This window comes from Occallatibacter sp., from assembly GCF_036502485.1.
In the GTDB taxonomy this organism is placed as follows: domain Bacteria; phylum Acidobacteriota; class Terriglobia; order Terriglobales; family Acidobacteriaceae; genus Telmatobacter.
Map to the genome: position 1 here is coordinate 1 of NZ_DASXYM010000151.1, position 18,379 is coordinate 18,379.

The following is an 18,379-nucleotide window of genomic DNA, read 5'->3' on the forward strand; positions in this document are numbered from 1 at the left end:
TTTTCGATGACGCACATCAGCGGCGCGGGGTGCCCGCTGTATGGCGACTTTGGCGTGCTGCCGGTGAGCGGCGAGTTGCAGGAGAGTCCCGGCAAAGATCTGAAGGCGTATGGAGCCGAGTTCGATCACGCGAAGGAGGAGACGCATCCGGGCTACTACGCCGTAACGCTGGCGAGCGGCGTGCGCGTGGAGCTCACCGCAGGCGAGCGCGCGGGCGTTGCGCGCTTCACGTTTCCTGAAGGCGTGCCGGCGCGACTGCTGGTGAATGCAGGATCGAGCGCCAGTGTGGATGCGAGCGAGATCGTGCTCAGTGGCAGCGATGCCTTCGCGGGATCAGCGAACGCGGGACACTTCTGCAGCTCGAATTCGCACTACAAGATCTATGCGGCGGGGCGTTTCAGCAAGCCGTTCGCGAAGAGTGCCGCGTGGCAGGATGACTCGGTTACCGCAGATGCAAAGGCCGCACACGGAAAGCGCAGCGGCGTGTGGCTGGATTTTGGCGATGCGCGCGAAGTGCTGCTGAAGGTGGGCGTGTCGTTTGTGAGCGAGGACGGCGCACGGGCGAATCTGGATAAGGAGATACCGGGATGGGGGTTCGATTCGGCGCGTGAGAAGGCGAAGTCGGCGTGGAGTGCGCTGCTGGATCGCTTCACCGTGGAGGGCGGAACGGAAGAACAGCGGAGGATTTTCTACACGGGCGTATATCACTCGCTGCTATCGCCGAACGTGTTCAGCGATGCGGATGGACGATACATCGGATTCGACGGCAAGACGCATTCTGTCGCGGGAAAGCAAAAGGCGCAATACGCCAACTTCTCGGACTGGGACATCTATCGCAACACCGTGCAACTGCAGGCGCTGTTTGAGCCGGAGCGCGCCAGCGACATGATGCAGTCGCTGGTGAACGATGCGGAGCAGGGCGGGCAGCTTCCCCGGTGGGAGGCGGCCAATGATGTGACGTATGTGATGAACGGCGACTCGCCGGATCCGGTGATTGCCTCGTCGTATGCGTTTGGAGCGCGGAGCTTCGATGCAAAGACGGCGCTGAAATGGATGGTGAAAGCCGCCACGGAGACGCAGGACAACAAGGAGCGGCCATTCCTCGCCGCGTACCTGAAGCCGGGATATGTTCCCAGCGATAAGGACCAGTCGTCAGCCTCGCGAACGCTGGAATACGCGAGCGATGACTTTGCGATTTCTCGATTGGCCGCGGAGCTCGGGGATCAGGACAGCGCGAAGCGCTTCAGGAAGCAGTCAGAGAACTGGAAGAACCTGATGGACCCGGAGACGAAGTGGATCAGGCCGCGAAACAGCGATGGCACGTGGCTGGCCGGGTTCGATGCGGAGAAATCGCTGCCCAAGCGTGGCAACGTACCGGTCCCCACGGATCAGATGGGTTTTGAGGAAGGAAACACGTATCAGTACTCGTTCATGGTCCCGTTCGACTACCCTGCCCTTTTTGAGTCCATGGGCGGAAAAGCAGCGGTGACGCAGAGGCTCGATCACTTCTTTGTAAAGCTGCGGTGCTGGGGAGAGCCCTGCTACAACATCGAGAACGAGCCGGATTTCGTGGTCCCGTATGCCTATCTGTGGGCCGGGCAGCCGTGGAAGACGCAGGAGGTAGTTACGCGGATTGCGAGTGCGGCGTTCAAAGTGAGTCCAGATGGAATTCCCGGAAATGATGACCTGGGCGCGACATCAGGCGTGTATGTGTGGGGAGCACTGGGGATGTATCCGGCAGTGCCGGGCGTGGGCGGCGTGGCGCTGGGAACGCCCATGTTTGAGAAGGCCACGCTGAAGCTGAGCGGGGGCAGAACCCTTGAAGTGAGTCGCAAGGGCAATGGAATCTTTGTCTCCGGCGTAACGCTGAACGGGGCCGCGGTTGCAAACTACTGGGTGCCGGTGGAGGAGTTGCATGGGGGTGTGAATCGGTTGGAGTTTACGATGCAGACGACGCCGGACACCAAGCCGGAGATGGCTGCGCCCCCGATGTTTTGAAATGCGTGAATCCTTCTGCCGCGGAAATGAATCTAGTGATCCATAAAGCAGAGGATTGTCCGCCATGCAATCCTCTGCTAGGATGAGACGAACAGATGTTTCGTGATGCCCAAATCCGCTTCTGTTGTTGTTGCCTGTCGATGACTTTCGACGGGTGTACAAACTAGTCTCTGATCTCCCTGCACATTTTGATCAAGACGCACCCGTAGCTGCAGAGCCGGGCTGTTTGTCTTGTTGCACCGGCCTCAGCGCACCCCAAAGCCAACGAGGTCACAATGCCGGTTGCCGCGAGCAACATTCAAACCAACATACCTGCTGACAGCACGGAGTCGCGCCTGAGCCATCTGCGCCTGCTTGAAGCGGAGAGCATTCATATCCTGCGCGAGGTCGCGTCTGAATTCGAGCGTCCGGTGATGCTGTACTCGATCGGCAAAGACTCGTCCGTGATGCTGCGGCTGGCGCAGAAGGCGTTCTTTCCGGGTCCGATTCCCTTCCCTCTTCTGCACATCGATACGGGTTTCAAGTTTCGCGAGATGATTGCGTTCCGCGACGAGTTGGCGCGACAGGTGGGAGCGGAGTTGCTGGTGTGGCGCAATGAGCCGGCCATCGCTGCGGGAACGAATCCTATTGCGCTCGACACGAAGCGCTGCTGCGGCCTGCTGAAGACGCAGGCGCTGCTGGATGGGCTGAGGCACTACAACTTTGACGCGGCGTTTGGCGGGGCGCGGCGCGACGAGGAAAAGTCCCGCGCCAAGGAGCGCATCTATTCGTTCCGCGATGGCGTGGGGCAGTGGGACCCGAAGAATCAGCGGCCTGAGTTGTGGAATCTGTATAACGCGCGCGTTCATCCGGGCGAGAGCATCCGCGTGTTTCCGCTGTCGAACTGGACGGAAATGGATGTGTGGCAGTACATCCACGAGGAGAAGATTCCGGTGGTGGATCTGTATTTCGCCAAAGAGCGGCCCATGTATGTGCGGTCGCTGGGTGGCGGCCAGGAGGCGCTGCTGCCGGTGGAGCAGGACTTTGTGGCGTGGCCGGGAGAGAAGCCGCAGATGGTGAAGTGCCGCCTGCGCTCGCTGGGCTGCTCGCCGTGCACGGGGGCGATCCGCTCCGATGCCGAGACGCTTCCCGACATTATTGCCGAGCTGATTTCGTTCCGTTCGTCGGAGCGGGCGAATCGCGTGATCGATCACGACCAGGAAGGCTCGATGGAGATCAAGAAGCGGGAAGGATATTTCTAAATGGCGACAGCAGTAGTGGAACGCTTTTCGATAGACGAGTTCCTTCAACGCGAGCGGAACAAAGACCTGCTGCGGTTTTCGACGGCGGGCAGCGTGGATGACGGCAAGTCGACACTGATCGGGCGCCTGCTGTACGACACGCAATCGGTGTATGAAGACCAGGTGCGGTCTATCGAAGGCAAGGGCACGACGGCGCCGGGGCAGATTGATTTTGCGCTGCTCACCGATGGCCTGCGCGCGGAGCGCGAGCAAGGCATCACCATCGACGTGGCCTATCGCTACTTCTCGACAGCGAGGCGCAAATTCATCATTGCCGATACGCCCGGGCACGAGCAGTACACGCGCAACATGGCGACTGGAGCATCCACGGCGGATGCGACAGTGGTGCTGATCGATGCAGGCAAGGGCGTGCTGGTGCAATCGCGGCGTCATGCGTATATCGCTTCTCTGCTGCGGGTGCGGCATGTGATTGTGGCCGTGAACAAGATGGACCTGATCGGCTACGACGAGGCCAAGTTCCGCGCCATTGAGAAGGACTTTCGCGCCGTTCTGTCGAGGATCTCTGAGAACACCGGAGCCGCGGTGGACGCGATCTTTGTGCCGGTGAGCGCGCTGGCCGGCGACAACGTGGTGCTGAGGACGGACGCAATGCCGTGGTATAGCGGGCCGTCGCTGCTGGAGGTGCTTGAGTCGTTGCCTGGGTCCCAGGGCGCGCGCGACGAGGCGTTCCGCTTCCCCGTGCAGCGGGTGGTGCGGCCCAATCATACGTTCCGCGGATTTGCAGGGCAGATCGCGTCGGGCGTGGTGCGGGTTGGTGACGCGATCACTGTGCTTCCGTCAGGACGCACCGCGAAGGTGCAGAGGATCGTCACCTGGGATGGCGATCTGAAGGCGGCGCACGCACCCTTGTCTGTGACGCTGGTGCTCGATCATGAAGTGGATATCAGCCGCGGCGATCTGATCACGAAGGCTGAAGCGCCGGCAAGAGTGAGCGCGGAAGTGACGGCATCGTTGGTGTGGATGGATGGCCGTGCGCTTGAATTGGGGCGCAAGTACCTGATCAAGCACACGAGCCACACAGCGCCCGTCGTCGTAACTGCACTGGAGCACCGCACCAACGTGACCACGCTGGAGCAGGAGGGCTCAGCGACGCTGGAGATGAACGACATCGGCACAGTGAAGCTGAAGCTTCTGCGGCCGATGGCGCTGGATGCGTATGCGGAAAATCGCGCGACCGGCGCGTTCATTCTTATCGATCCGCAGACCAACGGCACGATTGCTGCCGGAATGGTTACCGCGGTTACGGCGCTCGAGGAGCCCGATGACGCCGCGGACGCGTGGGGTCCGGTGACGGCAGGCGAGCGCGAAGCGCGGTGGGGACATCGCGGCGGCGTGCTGGAACTGACCGGGCCGGCGCGGTTGATTGACACCATCGAGCGCTCGCTGTTCACCATCGGCGCGGTCACGGTGCGCGTGCATGCCGAGGGCAACGGGCCGGCAGCGGATCCAACGCTGCTGGAAACGCTGATACGTTCCGGGGTGCTGGCCCTGGTGGTGCGTGAGCTTGAGGCGGAGGAAGTGACGGCTCGCGCAGAAGAGGAATCGATCACCGCGGATGCCAGTGAACCCATGCATGTGCTCTCCACGATTCATCAATTGTTGAGAAAGACCGGGATCTTTGTTTCGGTGGAAGGGGCGAACCTCTGATGAGCGTTGTTGAAATTGCCCATGAAGTGGGCATCAGGCTGGACGCAGTGCGCGAGGCGCTGGCGCAGGAACTTACAGGCGCCGGAGATGTATGCATCACGTGCAGTTTTCAGGCGGAAGACGTGCTGCTGACGAAGCTGGCTCTTGAGATCGATTCGGAGATACCGGTTCTGTTTCTGGATACGGGATACCACTTCAAAGAGACCTACGAGTATCGCGATCGCATGGCTCGCGAGTGGAATCTGAATCTGATTAACTTGTTGCCCGCGCAGAGCATCGAACAACAGGAAACGCAGTTCGGGATCCTTTATCAGTCGGCGCCGGATCAGTGCTGCAAGCTGCGCAAGGTTGAGCCGCTGTTCAAGGCTGTGGGAGAGTATCGCGTGTGGATCACGGGGCTGCGCCGGGAGCAGGCGAAGAGCCGGGCAGCGCTGGAAGAGCGCTCGATGTTTGCACTGCCGGGCGGAAAGCAGGTGCTGAAGCTGGCGCCGCTGACGGAGTGGACGACGCGCGATGTGTGGTATGCGTGCGAGCAGTTGGAAATTCCACTGCTGCCGCTCTATGAACGTGGGTATTCGTCGATTGGGTGCGAGCCATGCACATCGCTGCCGCTCGATCCCAATGATCCGCGGTCGGGCAGATGGGCAGGTCGGAAGGTGGAATGCGGCATTCACATTGAAGTGAAGTAGAACAGGCATTCCCCAAGGAGACGCATGCAATACCTGATCGGCTTTCTCATCGCGCTGTTTATCGCGCTCACCGGCGTGGGCGCCGGGACCATCACGGTGCCGATCCTGGTGCTGTTTCTTGGGGTGCCTGCTCCGGTTGCGGTGGCGATCGGGCTTACCTTTTCGGCCGCGGTGAAGCTGATTCTCGTTCCTGCGCAGGTGGTGCGCGGGAACGTGGCATGGAAGACGCTGGGCTGGATGCTGCTGGGCGGCGCGCCGGGCGTCCTGATAGGCTCGCTGCTCCTTAAGCACCTCGTGAATGCGGGTTCGCAGAACGTCATTAACGGCATGCTGGGCGCGGTCCTGGTGACTACGGCGAGCTGGCAGCTCCTGTTCTCGTTTCGCTCGATGAAGCACAAGGTGAACGCGCCGGACCGCAGCCGCTGGCTGACATGGCTGATGTTGCCGGTGGGCGCGGAAGTAGGATTCTCGTCCGCGGGAGCAGGGGCGCTGGGCAGTGCCGCGCTGCTGAGCCTTACGGCGCTGGAACCAGCCCAGGTGGTTGGAACCGACATCGCATTCGGCTTTGTTGTTTCGCTGCTCGGCAGCGGCGCGCACCTGTTCGACCAGAGCGCGGCATCGGGGCTGCTGCTGGCTTTGATCATCGGCGGAGCGGCGGGCGCCGTTACCGGAAGCCTGCTGAGCACGCGGGTTCCGCGGCGGCCACTACGGCTTGCGCTGTGGGTGTGGCTGCTGATTCTGGGTGGGCAGTTCCTGTTCAACAGCTATCGGGCCCACACCAGTCCGCAGCATGAGGCCGCGACCAGGATTGCCGCGCCGCATCAGCCTCATTGACGGCCGCGTTCTCAGCGACAGCCAGCTTACGTCCGGCGCCCTCCCGGGGCCGGATCTCGCCTTGAAGAATCTCCAGCAGGCGTCCATCCGCACGGCCATTTAGAATTACGCCATCTCCTGCAAGACTGTTTTCCGGGAGAGGTGCGCGAACCCAAAAACGCTCTCATGTGGCGCCCCGTTGAAGGGGACGTCGCACAGACGAGGGTCGCGCGCGGGACCGGACCAAAGGGGGGTAGGCGAGTTTGTCCAAGACAAAGATCAAGCGTCTGTACCTGATCCCAATTCTTTCCAAGGCCCTCGACGTGCTCGAACTTCTGGAGCAGATCAACGGCCCCATTGCGCTGGAAGACGTGTACCAGCAAACCCGGATCTCGAAGACCAGCGTCTACCGCATCCTCAAAACACTCGTGCATCGCGGTTACGTGGCGCAGGGCCAGAACGGGCAGTACCGTCTTGTCTCGCGCCCGCGACGGCTGCGTTTTGGATTTGCGGCACAGAGTGCGGAGATGCCTTTCTCGGTTGCCGTGGGAAACAGTGTGGAGCAGGCGGCGGCGGCATCGGGTATCGAGCTGCTCACGCTCGACAATCGCTACGACCCGGACATGGCTATCAGGAATGCGGAAGAATTTGTAAAGCAGCGTGTCGATCTGGTGCTTGAATTTCAGGTGGAGGAACACGTGGCGCCGCATGTTGCTCACATCCTCAAGAAGGCCGAGATTCCGCTGGTCGCCATCGATGTGCCCCATCCGAACGCAACGTACTTTGGAGTGGACAATTTCGAGGTTGGCTACGAGGCCGGCTGCCTGTTGGCGCAGTATGCGTGCAACAAGTGGAAAGGCAAAGTGGACTACGTTCTCGGGATCGGCTTCAGCGAGGCCGGCAGCTTTGTGCAGAGCCGTATCACCGGGGCCTTCGAGGGGATCCGCGAACGTCTCGACCTGGTTCCCCCTGACCGCTTTCTTCGCCTGGAAGGCCGGGGCATGCGCCAGCCCAGCTTTCTGGCTGTATCCGATTTCCTTCGCAACCACCGCAAAGGCCAGCGCACGCTGGTAGCGGCGGCCACAGATTCCAGCGCGCTTGGCGTTCTGGATGCCGCGCGCCAGGCCGGCCGCGAGCAGGATTTCGCCATCGCGGGTCAGGACTGCATCCCCGAAGTGCTGGATGAGATGCGCAGCGGCAAAAGCGCAATCATCGGTTCGGTTTCCCACGGAGCCGAAACGTATGGTCCGCGGCTCATTCAGCTCGGCATCGCGCTGCTGCGCGGGCACATTGTTCCGCCTTACAACTACGTGCGTCACCATGTGGTCACCCCTGAAAGCCTGGCGTCTGCGGAACCAGATTCCACCAGCTCGAATGCCGGCAAGAAACGCGAGCCTCTGGCAACCATGTGATGGAAAGGCAGAACTTCGTGGATCTGAACTCAAGTTCCTCCGACACGCATCACGCAAGGACCGCACGTGTCGCAGTCGATCTGGGTGCGGAGAGCTGCCGTGTGTCTCTGCTGCGATGGCAAGGCGAAACGCCGCACATCGAGCTGGTTCATCGGCTGCCTAATGGTCCTGTGCACGAAGGCGGGTCTCTCCGCTGGCCGTTCGACCGCATTCTCGGGGGTGTGGAGGAAGGACTTCTCAAGGCCGCAGCGGCCGCGCCGGAGGGCATCGGATCGATTGCGGTAGATGGCTGGGCGGTGGACTATGTGCGTCTTGATGCAAACGGCATAGCCATCGGAAATCCGTTCTGCTATCGCGATGAGCGCACCATCGCAACGAAGGATGCAGCCGACCAGGTCATCTCCGCCACCGCTCTGTTTGCCAAAGCAGGTGCGCAATCCCTGCGCATCAATACCGTCTACCAGCTTTTGGCTGATCCGGCGCGCGGCATCGACGCCCATGCGCCGTGGGTCAACCTTCCTGAGTATGTTCTGCATCGGCTGGGTGGACGGCGCGTTGCCGAGTACACCAATGCAACACACACCGGGCTTGTCGACATTGCGGCTGGAGACTGGTCACACGAACTGTGCGATGCGTTTGGCATTCCAGTCGAGAGCCTGCCGCCTATCGTGGCAACCGGGACGGTGGTTGGCCGGCTCTCCGGCACCCTGGCGGATCTGCCTGCCTTCCGCAACACGCAACTGATTGTGCCGGCCTGTCACGACACAGCATCCGCGATAGCGGGAATTCCTGCCGACCTGAACGGCACGGCCTACATCTGCTCCGGAACGTGGTCGCTGGTGGGCGCGCTGATTCAGTCACCCGTCACCAGCCGGGAGGCCATGGAGGCGGGCTATACGAATCAAGGGGCTGCAGGAGGGGGATTCTGCTTTCACGCCAACGTGAACGGGATGTGGATTTTGAAGCAGTGCATGGAAAGCTGGAAGAGAGCGGGCCGCGCCTGGGAGATCCGGGAGCTGGTCGAGCAAGCGTCTCTGTGCAATTGCCCGGCCATCATCCCGGTGGATGCAGCGCCTCTGATGCTCGACGGCGAAATGCCTGAGCGCCTTAATGACGAACTCCGCAAGCTGGGTTGCGCGACCATCGAGAACTGCGTGGGCAATGAACCTAAGTTTGCGCGGTTGATCTTCGAGAGCCTCGCCAATCGTTATAAGTCCGCAATCGCAAGCCTTGAATCCATGCTCGGGACGCGCATCGAGCGGATCCACATTCTGGGGGGCGGTAGCCAGAACCAGCTTCTGACGCGGCTCACGGCTGAACACACGGGACTGCCTGTTGAAACCGGCAACGTGGAGAGCTCCACCATCGGGAACTTCGCAGTGCAGATGGCCGTGGCGGAGGGAGAGCAAGGCACCCTGAACGTTGAAGCTCTTCGCCGCTGGGCTCGTATTCTCTCCGCATCACCAGCCTCCGCGTCCGCTCCTGATCCCTGATCCATGATCCCTGCCTCTACGCTTCCACCGGCACGTTGATCTGGCCTTCCGTGCCGAACACGCGGCGGTAGCGAGCGACCTCCGCGTCTGGGCCCATGGCCTTCGAGTAGTTGTCGGACAGCTTCACTGCCGGACGGCCGTCCACGGCAACCAGTTTGCACACCAGGCTGACGGGGTTGAAATTACCGTTCCCCTGCGGATTGCAGTTGCGGAAATCATTCGTCAGAAATGTGCCCCAGCCTGAGCTGAAGCGGATGCGCGGCTCCGGAAGCCATCGCTGCGGGTCAGCGAAATCGCGCGCTGACTTGAACTCCTCTGGCCGGGCGCCGTTCTGCAGGGCGCCGCCGAAGTACGCGTGCAGGGCGAGGATCTTGTCGACATCGAGAGCATCCGAGGCGATCAGTCGCTTGCGCTGCGGATTGCGGCCGCGCTGCTTGAGCCACGCGATGTACTCGTCGCCGGCGATGAAAGGGTCCTTGCTGTCGATGCGCTGGCCGGTCCAGTCGGCCACCCAGTCGGGGGCATCGCGCAGAAACTGCGTGGTGCCGAAGGTGTCAGGCAGCAGGATCAGCAGTTCGCCCTGGTAGGTCTGCTGCCACAGTTCGAGCAGCCGATATTGAGCGCGCTTCAGTTCCTCGTCGGTATCGGCCAGGGATGCAACCGCCATAGGCAGCTCATGGGCGTTGGTGCCCATGGCTTCCAGGTCGTGCTTGTATGCAAGGTAGGTATTGGAGCTGCCGGAAAACGATCCGCCCAGCACGTCGCGCATGGCCAGCACTACGTACTCCTGCCACAGGAAGCTGTGCCGCCGCCGCGTGCCGAAATCGCTCAGGCTCAGCCCGGGCACTCCGAGCAGGCGCTCCATCTTGTCCCACAGGCGCGATTTTGCACGCGCGTAGAGCACGTCAATCTCAAATTCAGTCATGGGCTTGAGCGCGGCTCGCGTCTTGAGCTCGTCGATGATGGCGAGAGCATAGATTTCCCACATAGTCGTCTCGGTCCACAGGCCCTCGAAGCGCAGTTCGATTTGCCCATCGGTAATCGAAAGCTCGAAGTCCGACAGACGGAAATCGTTCTGCAACCACTCCAGAAAAGCTGACTCAAACATGCCGCGCTTGCCGAAGAAGGTGTTGCCGGCGAGCCAGATCATCTCGGATTTGTGGAAGCGCAGGCGGCGGGCGTGGTCGAGCTGATCGCGCAGCTCCTTGAGATCGATGACCTCTGCCAGGCGCACCTGGGTGGTGCGGTTCTGCACGGCGAAGGTGGCACGGGTACGCGGGAAATGCTTCCAGATGAACTGGAGCATGAGCAGCTTGTAAAAATCGGTGTCGAGCAGCGATCGCGTGATCGGATCGAGTTCCCAGTTGTGGTCGTGTGCGCGGCGTGCGATGTTGATGATCACAGACCCACTGTATTAAATCCCCCCGGCATCCCGGCAATACCGGACTGCCGGCCGGCGAAGCAGATCATCCTGGAGTGCTCAGAAGACGATCTTCACCAGGCGCATGAGGAGCTCGTCCGGGGAGAAGACCGTGAGCAACAGCGGCAGGAACGGCACGGCGGTGGCCAATGCGAGACGTGAGATGTCCTGCAGTCCGAAGGGAATGGCGCGCATATCGCTCACGACGCTGTAGCTGTTACCCAGGTCAGCGAGGGATTGGATGTCACCGCTCCCCAGCATGTCCTCCCCGGTGTCCGGGTCTCGCCGAATCCATTTGCGCTCGAAGTTCTCGACATAGTCCTGGGCGAACTGGCCATATTCGGCCAGCGCCTTCCTCTTGGTGGCAGCCATTTGCGGGGTGAACATCACCAGAGGCCCAAGGACCGCAAAGACAAAGAAAGCGACAAAGCCTGCAATCTGCAACTTGAAAGACACCAGGTTCTGGCCCATGTAGAGGACCCGGCTGCCGACCATGCCGGCCAGAATGGCGCCTTGCGCGAACACCAGGGGGCTGAACGCGTAGACACTCCTGCCCAGAAACGCAAGGCCGCCGCAACGGTCAGGATGGCTGGCAATGAGCTGAAGCTTGATCCGCGATACCTGCCAGAGGAAGCGATACCAGATGAACAGCCGCAAGTACCACCGCAGAAGGATGAATTGAGTCATGGGGATGCTGAGGAAGACATACCAGTAGCCCGCCGGAGTCAGGTTCCACCGGCTGCCGGCGTGCGCGTACCAGGTCGGCGTTTCGATCGATCCCCGTCCGTTCCAAATCCAAAATCCCAGCACGTAAACCAGCAGAATCAGCGATAGTTCGACGGGAATGGAGTTCCGCAGCCGCACCGCGGAGTGAATCGCCTGCTGAAAGCGCGGCCGGTCCTCGTCAGCAATCATGCGGCGCTCCACAAAGCGCCTCACTAATGGAGTGATCCGCTGGTGCACCACCAGCTCGGCGACAATCAGGATGGGAAGAGCCACCAGGAAGCGCACCTGCACTTCCAGGTCCATGAAGAAGCTGATCCGCGCCGATTGCCCGAAGAGCAGGTCGACGCCGGACAGGATCGCCACGGGGAGCCAGACGATCATCGGAATGAGCAGTACGCGACGGAGCGCGAGTTCGAGCACGTCCCCGGCAAGGCGAGTCTTGCGAAAAAACTGGTACAGCGGTCCGCCCAGCACGAGGGAGAAATCTCGCACCTCTGCGCCTTCGGCACTTACCGCATCCGGCTTCGCTCGTTCCTCTACGGTTGGCATCGCATGCACCTTCGGCTCGCACACATTCGATAGCGACCGTATCGCTGCTGACACAACTGAAGCTACTGGGACTTTTGGCAGTGCAGGAATGGGAACTTCACACCATCGCCGGCAACACTTCGGCTGCCTGACGTTTGCTCTGGCGAGGATGCGGTCATAGAATCGGGTCGAGAATCAATACATCCAGAATCACCCATGGGAGAGTTATGGAAATGACTCAGCTCAAGCCTTGCTGTTTCCGCGTCCTGATCGCACTCTGTGTCACCTTTTTCGTTCTAAGCGGTATTGGGTGCGGGGGTGGAACAAGCACCAGCGGCTCGGGCGGGGGTACGCCTCCACCGCCGCAGAGTACAAAACAATGGACGTGGATGAGTGGCAGCGATCAAGCCGGATCTTCGTCGACCTTAAATGGGAGCTACGGTACGAAGGGGGTAGCATCCTCCACAAATGTTCCGCCGGGGCGCGATTCTGCAGTCTCCTGGACTGATGCAAGCGGAAACCTTTGGCTCTTCGGGGGCGGCGGCTTCGACCCGTTGGGAACCAAGGGGCCTTTCAATGACCTTTGGAAGTACACTCCGTCGTCGAAGCAGTGGACCTGGGTGAGCGGAAGCAGCTCGGTGCCGGGAAACCAAATGGGCATCTATGGAACAAAGGGCACGCCCGATCCTGCCAATGTTCCCGGAGGACGCGTAACCTCTGTCTCATGGATCGATGCCAGTGGGAATCTCTGGCTGTTTGGCGGCGCCGGGTTCGATTCCAACGGGCAGGACAGCGTGCTGAACGATCTGTGGGAGGTCAATCCGTCCACCTCTCAGTGGACCTGGATCAGTGGAAGCGACACGATCGATGGGAAAGCCGTCTACGGCACGCTGGGCGTTGCGGCAGCGGGCAACGTTCCGGGCGCACGGGAACGGGCTGTGTCGTGGACCGACAACAACGGCAACCTATGGCTTTTTGGCGGTGACGGCTTCGACCCCAGCGGTTCCGGGTCGATCGGCAGCTTGAACGATCTATGGGAATTCAGCTCTTCCAGCAAGCAATGGACCTGGGTAAGTGGAGGCAGCGCACTCGATGTGAAGGGTGTCTACGGGACCATGGGTGTGCCGTCTGCCGGAAACGTGCCGGGAGCGCGCGTCAATGCCGTTTCCTGGGCGGATCGCAGCGGCAATCTCTGGCTGTTTGGCGGTTTGGGACGCGACTCCGCGGGCATGGAATACGATCTCAACGATCTATGGGACTTCAACCCGTCCACCAGGCAATGGACGTGGGAAAGCGGGAACAGCACGGTGAATGTCCCGGGCGGGAACCTCTGCGCTGGAGGTGTTTATGGCACAGAAGGCACTGCCGCGGCGAGCAACGTTCCCGGCGGCCGTAATGCTGCCGCCAGTTGGATTGACTCCAAGGGTAATCTCTGGCTCTTCGGAGGCCTGGGTTGCGACGTCAGCGGGACTGCAGGTGCTCTGAATGATCTCTGGGAGTTCAATACTGCGAACAAGAACTGGACCTGGCAAAGCGGAAGTAGTTCTGTCGGTTCTCCCCAGGGAGGAACGGGCGGCTCATCCGGCACCTATGGCACCCAGGGAACCGCTGCAACTGCCAACACCCCAGGAGGGCGCTCCGGACCGCGCGCCTGGGCCGATTCCAGTGGCAGTCTCTGGCTCTTCGGAGGAGCGGGTCACGATTCAACAGGCGCATGGGGCCAGCTCAATGACCTATGGCGATATACACCCTAGTCAGGTCTTGCGAAGTGCGGTTCACACCAGCCGGGCCTCGATGGAATCGTTCAGTTGCGCGCGCACGGAATCAGGAAGAGGCGGCATGGCGCCCTGCTGCGAGGCCATCCACGAGCCCCAGCGATTGCCCGCCTCGTTGAGCGTGGCGAGATCGGCGCCGCGCAGCATGTAGCGCGTCATGGCCGCGGTAAACGCATCGCCGGCGCCGATCGTGTCCGATAGTCTGGTCGGTACACCGGGATGCTCATGCCATGCGTCGCGCGACACCAGCACGCTTCCCTGTCCGCCCCGTGTGACAGCCACCATTCGCAGGGTCGGGAACTCCGCAAGCAGCCGTTCCGCCCCGGTACGCAAGCCGGCGGGGTCGGCGGGTTCCGATGCGGGCAGCCCCAGTAGGCCCAGGACCAGAGGCATCTCCGCGTCATTCAGCTTCATCACCGTTGCCAGCGAAAGCGACTCCTGCAGCACTTCGCTTGAATAGAACGGCGCCCGCAGGTTCACGTCGAAGACGCGCACGCAATGCGACGGTGTCTGCGCGGCCAGCGTCTGGATGGTCTGTCGCGATTCCAGCGCCCGTTGAGCAAGTGTGCCGAAGCAGATGGCGTCGGCGCGCTCAGCAAGGCGAACCCAGTCGTCATTCAGTTCCATGAAGTCCCATGCGGCGGGCTCGTGAATGACATACGAGGGCTGCCCGTCCTTCAACTCGACGGTCACGCGCCCTGTCTCATGGTTAGGGTCAACCTGCAGATACCCGGCGTCGGCCGGCAGAGGATCGAGCAGGTGCACAGCCTCGCGGCCCAGGTCGTCGCGGCCGATGCGGCTGAGGATGGCAGCATGGCTGCCGAGCCGGCCCGCCATGACGGTGAAGTTGGCCGGCGCGCCTCCCAGCGCTGCGCCTGAAGGCAGCAGGTCCCACAACAGCTCGCCAATCCCCAGAATCAGATGCGGTTCCATCAGAGGTCACTCCGGCGCCGGTCTCGTTCGCTCCTGTGCCGGCCGCACCAGACAGCTTTCTCCCTCGCACCTGTCTTCGTCAACTGGAAAGCTTTCCCGGTAGTGGGTCAATTTGAATCCAAATTGACCCGCTACCGCTTTCCCATCCACCGCCATAACGAGCAATCCTCGTACGGCGCTGAAGCATATTCGCCTTCAGGCTGATTGTCGAGAATGCGCTTGTCTGCTTCCGCATCGGCACGCGAGCGCGGCACCTTGCCGGAAAACAGCCGGGTGAAGCCCTTCTGCTGTTCGAAAACCCAGGCCTGCTCGTCATTGACGTAAAGAACGTCAAGCGCACCCGGCCGATCGGCAAATGCCTTCGCCAGTTGCTTCAGCAGACGGCGCATCACGACTGCGCCGAACGGATTGAAAAGGAACAGAAGGACTGGCCCCTGTGGATAGGCAAAATCCACCGCATCTGCCTCGATGATTCTGGTGGCGCAACGGACACGGCCGGCTTTGCGCCGCACTGCTAAATTTCGTTTAGCTGCGCGCACCAGCGCGCTATGGAGTTCCACGCCGATCACCTGCCGGAACGGCATCTCCGCAGCCAGCAGCAATGCGCGTCCCATGCCCGCACCCACATCGATGAACGTGGTCTGCTCAACCGGAGCGGCCGGCGGGGTGCGCAACCATCGCGTGATCAGCCGCTGAAAAACTGACGGCGCAACGCCGAAATACGCGGTTGCATGCTTGTCATGCGCGTGCCCGGTGGTGAGGTGCCGCCCTGCGACCAGCCCGCTGGTACGCACGCCGTGTTCGATATCGAAGGGATGCGGCGTGAAGCCTTCCTTGACCGTGAGCCCGGGCAGGCGCCTTCTGCTTTCATTCCGTGGAGCCACACCTCAGCCTACCAATTGCAGCCCTCGCCGAGCCGGAATCGGGGCGGATCAGAATTCGTGGTGGTCGTCGTACAGTGGATCGATCACATTGCTTCGGACGTCGGCAGCCATCACGGGCTCGGCCGGGGGGTTCGCGATCTCCGCGCCCGCACGGACCCGGGCGACCGTGAGCCAATTGTCCTTGTGCGGCTGGTCCGCGGTCCACGGCGGCAGCGCCATCTGAAAGTAGGCGCTGAGCGCCTCAGCGTATGGTTCGTAGAGCCGCCGCATCTCGCGCAGACGGGCCTCCGCGTTTGCGTCCCGGCACATGCTGACGCCCCCCTCGCACAACAGCCCGTAGAGCTGGTTGTAGCGCGCAGGCGGAAGGCGATCCTCCGTGGAGGTGAGCGGTTGCAATGAAACCACCTGCGACAGATCCACCATGGCGTGTCGGGCCATGGCAAATGTCAACTGCGCCTGGCGCGCTTCGTGCCCCTGCACACCGGAGATCAGCAGCGCGCAGGTGTCCAGAATGGCGGTCAGCGCCCCAATCCAGCTCTGATTTGTATGCTGCGAGCGGAAGTAGCACAGAAGAGGAAACGAGATGTGGCTCTCCAGCAACTCCGCGGACCAGCGCTCCCATTCCACCAGGAGTGTCTTCAGCGCTTCGTGCGCATCCTCGTGCGCGTGGCGGCGCATTAGCTCGGCGGCCGTGGGAGGTGAACCGGCGCGCGCGTCAAGGAGCGAGATGGTCACTTCACGCCGCGAGAACGCGCCGTAGAGCACGGGGAAATAGCCCATGATGACGGCGAGAAATCCAAACCCCGTTCCCGATTCCAGCACCATCAGCCATCGTGCCGCACCATCCACCGGGCCTGCGTCTGTGGGACCCATGGTGAAGATTGCGGTGCCGCTCAGGTAGAGGTCGCTCCACAGCCCGAGATGCTGCCGCACGTCGTAGAACGGGCTGCCGATGGCGTCGAAGATCAACCCGAATCCAAACAGAATGAGGGCGGCCCAAAAGGCCAGCAACACGATCAGCGACAGCGGTCCGTAGAAGCTGAACGCGGTCTCTCGGTCGCGCGGGGTACGTATACGTCGCGCGAAGAACGCCCAGGGCGTCCAGGTGGCGAGGTAGAACCACCGGGTCAGGCGAACCGGACCAGTGGCGCGGCGCGGCAGAATAATGGTCTGAAAGGCGTCGACCAGCACCGTAAAGACGCAGACGACCCCAGCCACAAGAGCGACAAGGCGCAACACGGCCTCCCTTTCAATGCTCCCGGTAATCGCAATCCAGGCTCAGAGTAGCCCGGCGTTGCGCGCTCACCGGTGCTTGTATTTTAGCGAAGCTGAGACGGATGCCTGCGTTGGGCGCAACTGATGCTCACCGCTGAAGGTGGCTTTTCAGAACGACACGTCTGCCGGCTCGCTGACGCGCAGCACGGATTGGTCGCCGGTCATCTTCTTCCATGCCGCTCGGATGGCGTCGATGCGGTCGCGATTCTCCGCGGAATCGGGGTGGTAGATGATGAGCAGCTTGGAATGCAGGCGTTCGGGGACAGATTGGCCCTTGCTGAGCCACTGGCCGTAGACATCCAGCACGCTGAGCCCGTCCGGAAAGCGGGGCGTAACCTCGCGATCAAGAAAGTCGCGCCATTTGGATTCGCTGATGCCCTGCTCAGGATGATCGGCGGGACCGAGGCCGAAGTAGAGCCGCGTGTCGACCCAGCCGTGCGCCTGCGCCGGATGTGCTGCATCGCCCTGCAGAGTTGGCGCGGTTGCTGGCCGCGTCGGCGCCGCGGAGCGGCACCCACAGACGCTGAGCGCGGCTGCGAGGACCGGCATGAGGAGTAGCGCGGAAAGCCTTCTCCGCAGAGCCCTACTTCTCCACTTCCACGCCGCGCCAGAACGCAACGTAGCCCCTGATCTTGCGGGCAGCCGGCTTGGGGTCGGGATAGTACCAGGCGGCGTCGGGGTTATCCTGGCCGTCGATGAGCAGGCTCATGTAGCGTGCCTGACCTTTCCACGGACAAGTCGAGGTAGTCGTGCTGGGACGGAAATACTCCCGCTTCAGACTCGATTCAGGGAAATACACGTTGCTTTCCACTGTCTCGGTCTGATCGCTTTCGGCAATCACCTTGCCGTTCCAGGTTGCTCGAGCCATGAGATTTCCACTTGAAACGCAGATTTAGCCGAGCCGCATTCAGGCCAGCCGACGACTCGCAGGAGCCGTGCGGACAGTCATCGCCCGCGCGGCGCCCGACAGTCGATATGACAGTAGCAGAAATCAGCTCTGCGTGCGAATTCCGGGCAGGGTCGGAACCCGGAGAGTACCTACTTGGCCTCGGCCACCGAGTCGATGTGCACGCTCTTGGCGCTCGAGTCCACAGTTCCGGTAACCTTCACGTGGCTGCCGTAGTATTCCTTCACAGCATCGGGATTGTCGATCTTCAGCACCGACTTGTCCTTCTCCGAGACAAACACCGGCTGCATGCCGCCTTCGACGCACTTCTTGACGCAGGCCGCACCGCTTCCGGCATGCTTCGCGCCGCACATGGAATCGGAAATCCAGCCAGCCATGGAATTCGAGTCGGCTGCGTTGGCAGCGACGACGGTAAACGAGCCTGCTACCAACAGCAAAGCGAAAATGCGCTTCATTACGACCTCCGGGGAGTTGGGGAGTTTTGAACCGCCTACCATCATCCACGACCGAAGTGGTTTAAGCAAGTCAAACAACGGAAACAATCTGAACCGGACTGCCGATCTGTTGACTCGGTCGAA

Annotated in this window: 17 protein-coding genes; 9 read left to right on the top strand and 8 right to left on the bottom strand. The window is 61.5% G+C overall.

Annotation, left to right across the window (positions count from 1 at the left end; translation table 11 throughout):
• From VGL22_RS19210 to VGL22_RS19245, 8 genes are all read left to right on the top strand, one after another.
• Window positions 1-1,998 (top strand): GH92 family glycosyl hydrolase (locus tag VGL22_RS19210; protein ID WP_465268571.1); only part of this gene is annotated, 1,998 nt, incomplete at its 5' end.
• A 275-nt stretch (window positions 1,999-2,273) separates the two neighbouring features.
• A complete protein-coding gene (gene cysD, locus VGL22_RS19215) occupies window positions 2,274-3,239 on the top strand; it encodes a sulfate adenylyltransferase subunit CysD (RefSeq protein ID WP_465268572.1) in 966 nt (321 codons plus the stop codon).
• Window positions 3,240-4,946, top strand: a complete 1,707-nt coding sequence (gene cysN / locus VGL22_RS19220) for a sulfate adenylyltransferase subunit CysN (protein WP_465268573.1) — start codon at window positions 3,240-3,242, stop codon at window positions 4,944-4,946. It begins immediately after the preceding gene.
• On the top strand, window positions 4,946-5,635 hold the full coding sequence (locus VGL22_RS19225; RefSeq protein WP_465268574.1) for a phosphoadenylyl-sulfate reductase: 690 nt from the start codon (window positions 4,946-4,948) through the stop codon (window positions 5,633-5,635). Before cysN ends, VGL22_RS19225 begins: the two co-directional genes overlap by 1 nt.
• Before the next feature lie 24 nt (window positions 5,636-5,659).
• Window positions 5,660-6,469, top strand: coding sequence for a sulfite exporter TauE/SafE family protein (locus tag VGL22_RS19230; RefSeq protein ID WP_465268575.1), 810 nt, complete (start codon window positions 5,660-5,662; stop codon window positions 6,467-6,469).
• Complete coding sequence (locus tag VGL22_RS19235; RefSeq protein WP_465268576.1) at window positions 6,444-6,572, top strand: hypothetical protein; 129 nt, start codon at window positions 6,444-6,446, stop codon at window positions 6,570-6,572. The genes VGL22_RS19230 and VGL22_RS19235 overlap by 26 nt, the downstream gene beginning before the upstream one ends.
• A gap of 139 nt (window positions 6,573-6,711) precedes the next feature.
• The gene (locus VGL22_RS19240) at window positions 6,712-7,860 is read left to right on the top strand and encodes a substrate-binding domain-containing protein (protein ID WP_465268577.1); all 1,149 of its coding nucleotides are present in this window, start codon (window positions 6,712-6,714) and stop codon (window positions 7,858-7,860) included.
• The gene (locus VGL22_RS19245; protein ID WP_465268578.1) at window positions 7,860-9,353 is read left to right on the top strand and encodes a rhamnulokinase; all 1,494 of its coding nucleotides are present in this window, start codon (window positions 7,860-7,862) and stop codon (window positions 9,351-9,353) included. The genes VGL22_RS19240 and VGL22_RS19245 overlap by 1 nt, the downstream gene beginning before the upstream one ends.
• Window positions 9,354-9,369: 16 nt before the next feature.
• Here VGL22_RS19245 and VGL22_RS19250 read toward each other — a convergent pair whose 3' ends face one another.
• Both VGL22_RS19250 and VGL22_RS19255 read right to left on the bottom strand, forming a co-directional pair.
• A complete protein-coding gene (locus VGL22_RS19250; RefSeq protein WP_465268579.1) occupies window positions 9,370-10,755 on the bottom strand; it encodes a nicotinate phosphoribosyltransferase in 1,386 nt (461 codons plus the stop codon).
• Window positions 10,756-10,833: 78 nt separating this feature from the next.
• Window positions 10,834-12,048 (bottom strand): hypothetical protein, encoded by a 1,215-nt coding sequence (locus VGL22_RS19255; RefSeq protein ID WP_465268580.1) that lies wholly within the window; start codon window positions 12,046-12,048, stop codon window positions 10,834-10,836.
• Between the two features lie 617 nt (window positions 12,049-12,665).
• Here VGL22_RS19255 and VGL22_RS19260 point away from each other — a divergent pair.
• Entirely contained in the window at window positions 12,666-13,781 is a 1,116-nt protein-coding gene (locus VGL22_RS19260) for a Kelch repeat-containing protein (protein ID WP_465268581.1), read from the top strand.
• A gap of 21 nt (window positions 13,782-13,802) precedes the next feature.
• Here VGL22_RS19260 and VGL22_RS19265 read toward each other — a convergent pair whose 3' ends face one another.
• The 6 genes from VGL22_RS19265 to VGL22_RS19290 all read right to left on the bottom strand — a co-directional run bounded on the left by VGL22_RS19265 (window position 13,803) and on the right by VGL22_RS19290 (window position 18,256).
• Window positions 13,803-14,735 (bottom strand): PfkB family carbohydrate kinase, encoded by a 933-nt coding sequence (locus VGL22_RS19265; protein WP_465268582.1) that lies wholly within the window; start codon window positions 14,733-14,735, stop codon window positions 13,803-13,805.
• Window positions 14,736-14,866: 131 nt separating this feature from the next.
• Window positions 14,867-15,619: a class I SAM-dependent methyltransferase gene (locus VGL22_RS19270; protein WP_465268583.1), complete on the bottom strand. Its 753-nt coding sequence runs from the start codon at window positions 15,617-15,619 to the stop codon at window positions 14,867-14,869.
• A 48-nt stretch (window positions 15,620-15,667) separates the two neighbouring features.
• A complete protein-coding gene (locus tag VGL22_RS19275; protein ID WP_465268584.1) occupies window positions 15,668-16,855 on the bottom strand; it encodes a two pore domain potassium channel family protein in 1,188 nt (395 codons plus the stop codon).
• Between the two features lie 147 nt (window positions 16,856-17,002).
• The gene (locus VGL22_RS19280) at window positions 17,003-17,443 is read right to left on the bottom strand and encodes a DUF3574 domain-containing protein (RefSeq protein ID WP_465268585.1); all 441 of its coding nucleotides are present in this window, start codon (window positions 17,441-17,443) and stop codon (window positions 17,003-17,005) included.
• Window positions 17,444-17,477: 34 nt separating this feature from the next.
• Window positions 17,478-17,762, bottom strand: a complete 285-nt coding sequence (locus tag VGL22_RS19285) for a DUF427 domain-containing protein (protein ID WP_465268586.1) — start codon at window positions 17,760-17,762, stop codon at window positions 17,478-17,480.
• A gap of 170 nt (window positions 17,763-17,932) precedes the next feature.
• Window positions 17,933-18,256, bottom strand: a complete 324-nt coding sequence (locus VGL22_RS19290; protein ID WP_465268587.1) for a hypothetical protein — start codon at window positions 18,254-18,256, stop codon at window positions 17,933-17,935.
• Between the last annotated feature and the right edge of the window lie 123 nt (window positions 18,257-18,379).

Bases quoted from the DNA above. Each gene is read 5' to 3' on its own strand.
- cysD (WP_465268572.1), top strand. From the start codon at position 2,274: ATGCCGGTTGCCGCGAGCAACATTCAAACCAACATACCTGCTGACAGC.
- cysN (WP_465268573.1), top strand. From the start codon at position 3,240: ATGGCGACAGCAGTAGTGGAACGCTTTTCGATAGACGAGTTCCTTCAA.
- VGL22_RS19225 (WP_465268574.1), top strand. From the start codon at position 4,946: ATGAGCGTTGTTGAAATTGCCCATGAAGTGGGCATCAGGCTGGACGCA.
- VGL22_RS19230 (WP_465268575.1), top strand. From the start codon at position 5,660: ATGCAATACCTGATCGGCTTTCTCATCGCGCTGTTTATCGCGCTCACC.
- VGL22_RS19245 (WP_465268578.1), top strand. From the start codon at position 7,860: ATGGAAAGGCAGAACTTCGTGGATCTGAACTCAAGTTCCTCCGACACG.
- VGL22_RS19255 (WP_465268580.1), bottom strand. From the start codon at position 12,048: ATGCCAACCGTAGAGGAACGAGCGAAGCCGGATGCGGTAAGTGCCGAA.
- VGL22_RS19265 (WP_465268582.1), bottom strand. From the start codon at position 14,735: ATGGAACCGCATCTGATTCTGGGGATTGGCGAGCTGTTGTGGGACCTG.
- VGL22_RS19280 (WP_465268585.1), bottom strand. From the start codon at position 17,443: ATGCCGGTCCTCGCAGCCGCGCTCAGCGTCTGTGGGTGCCGCTCCGCG.
- VGL22_RS19285 (WP_465268586.1), bottom strand. From the start codon at position 17,762: ATGGCTCGAGCAACCTGGAACGGCAAGGTGATTGCCGAAAGCGATCAG.
- VGL22_RS19290 (WP_465268587.1), bottom strand. From the start codon at position 18,256: ATGAAGCGCATTTTCGCTTTGCTGTTGGTAGCAGGCTCGTTTACCGTC.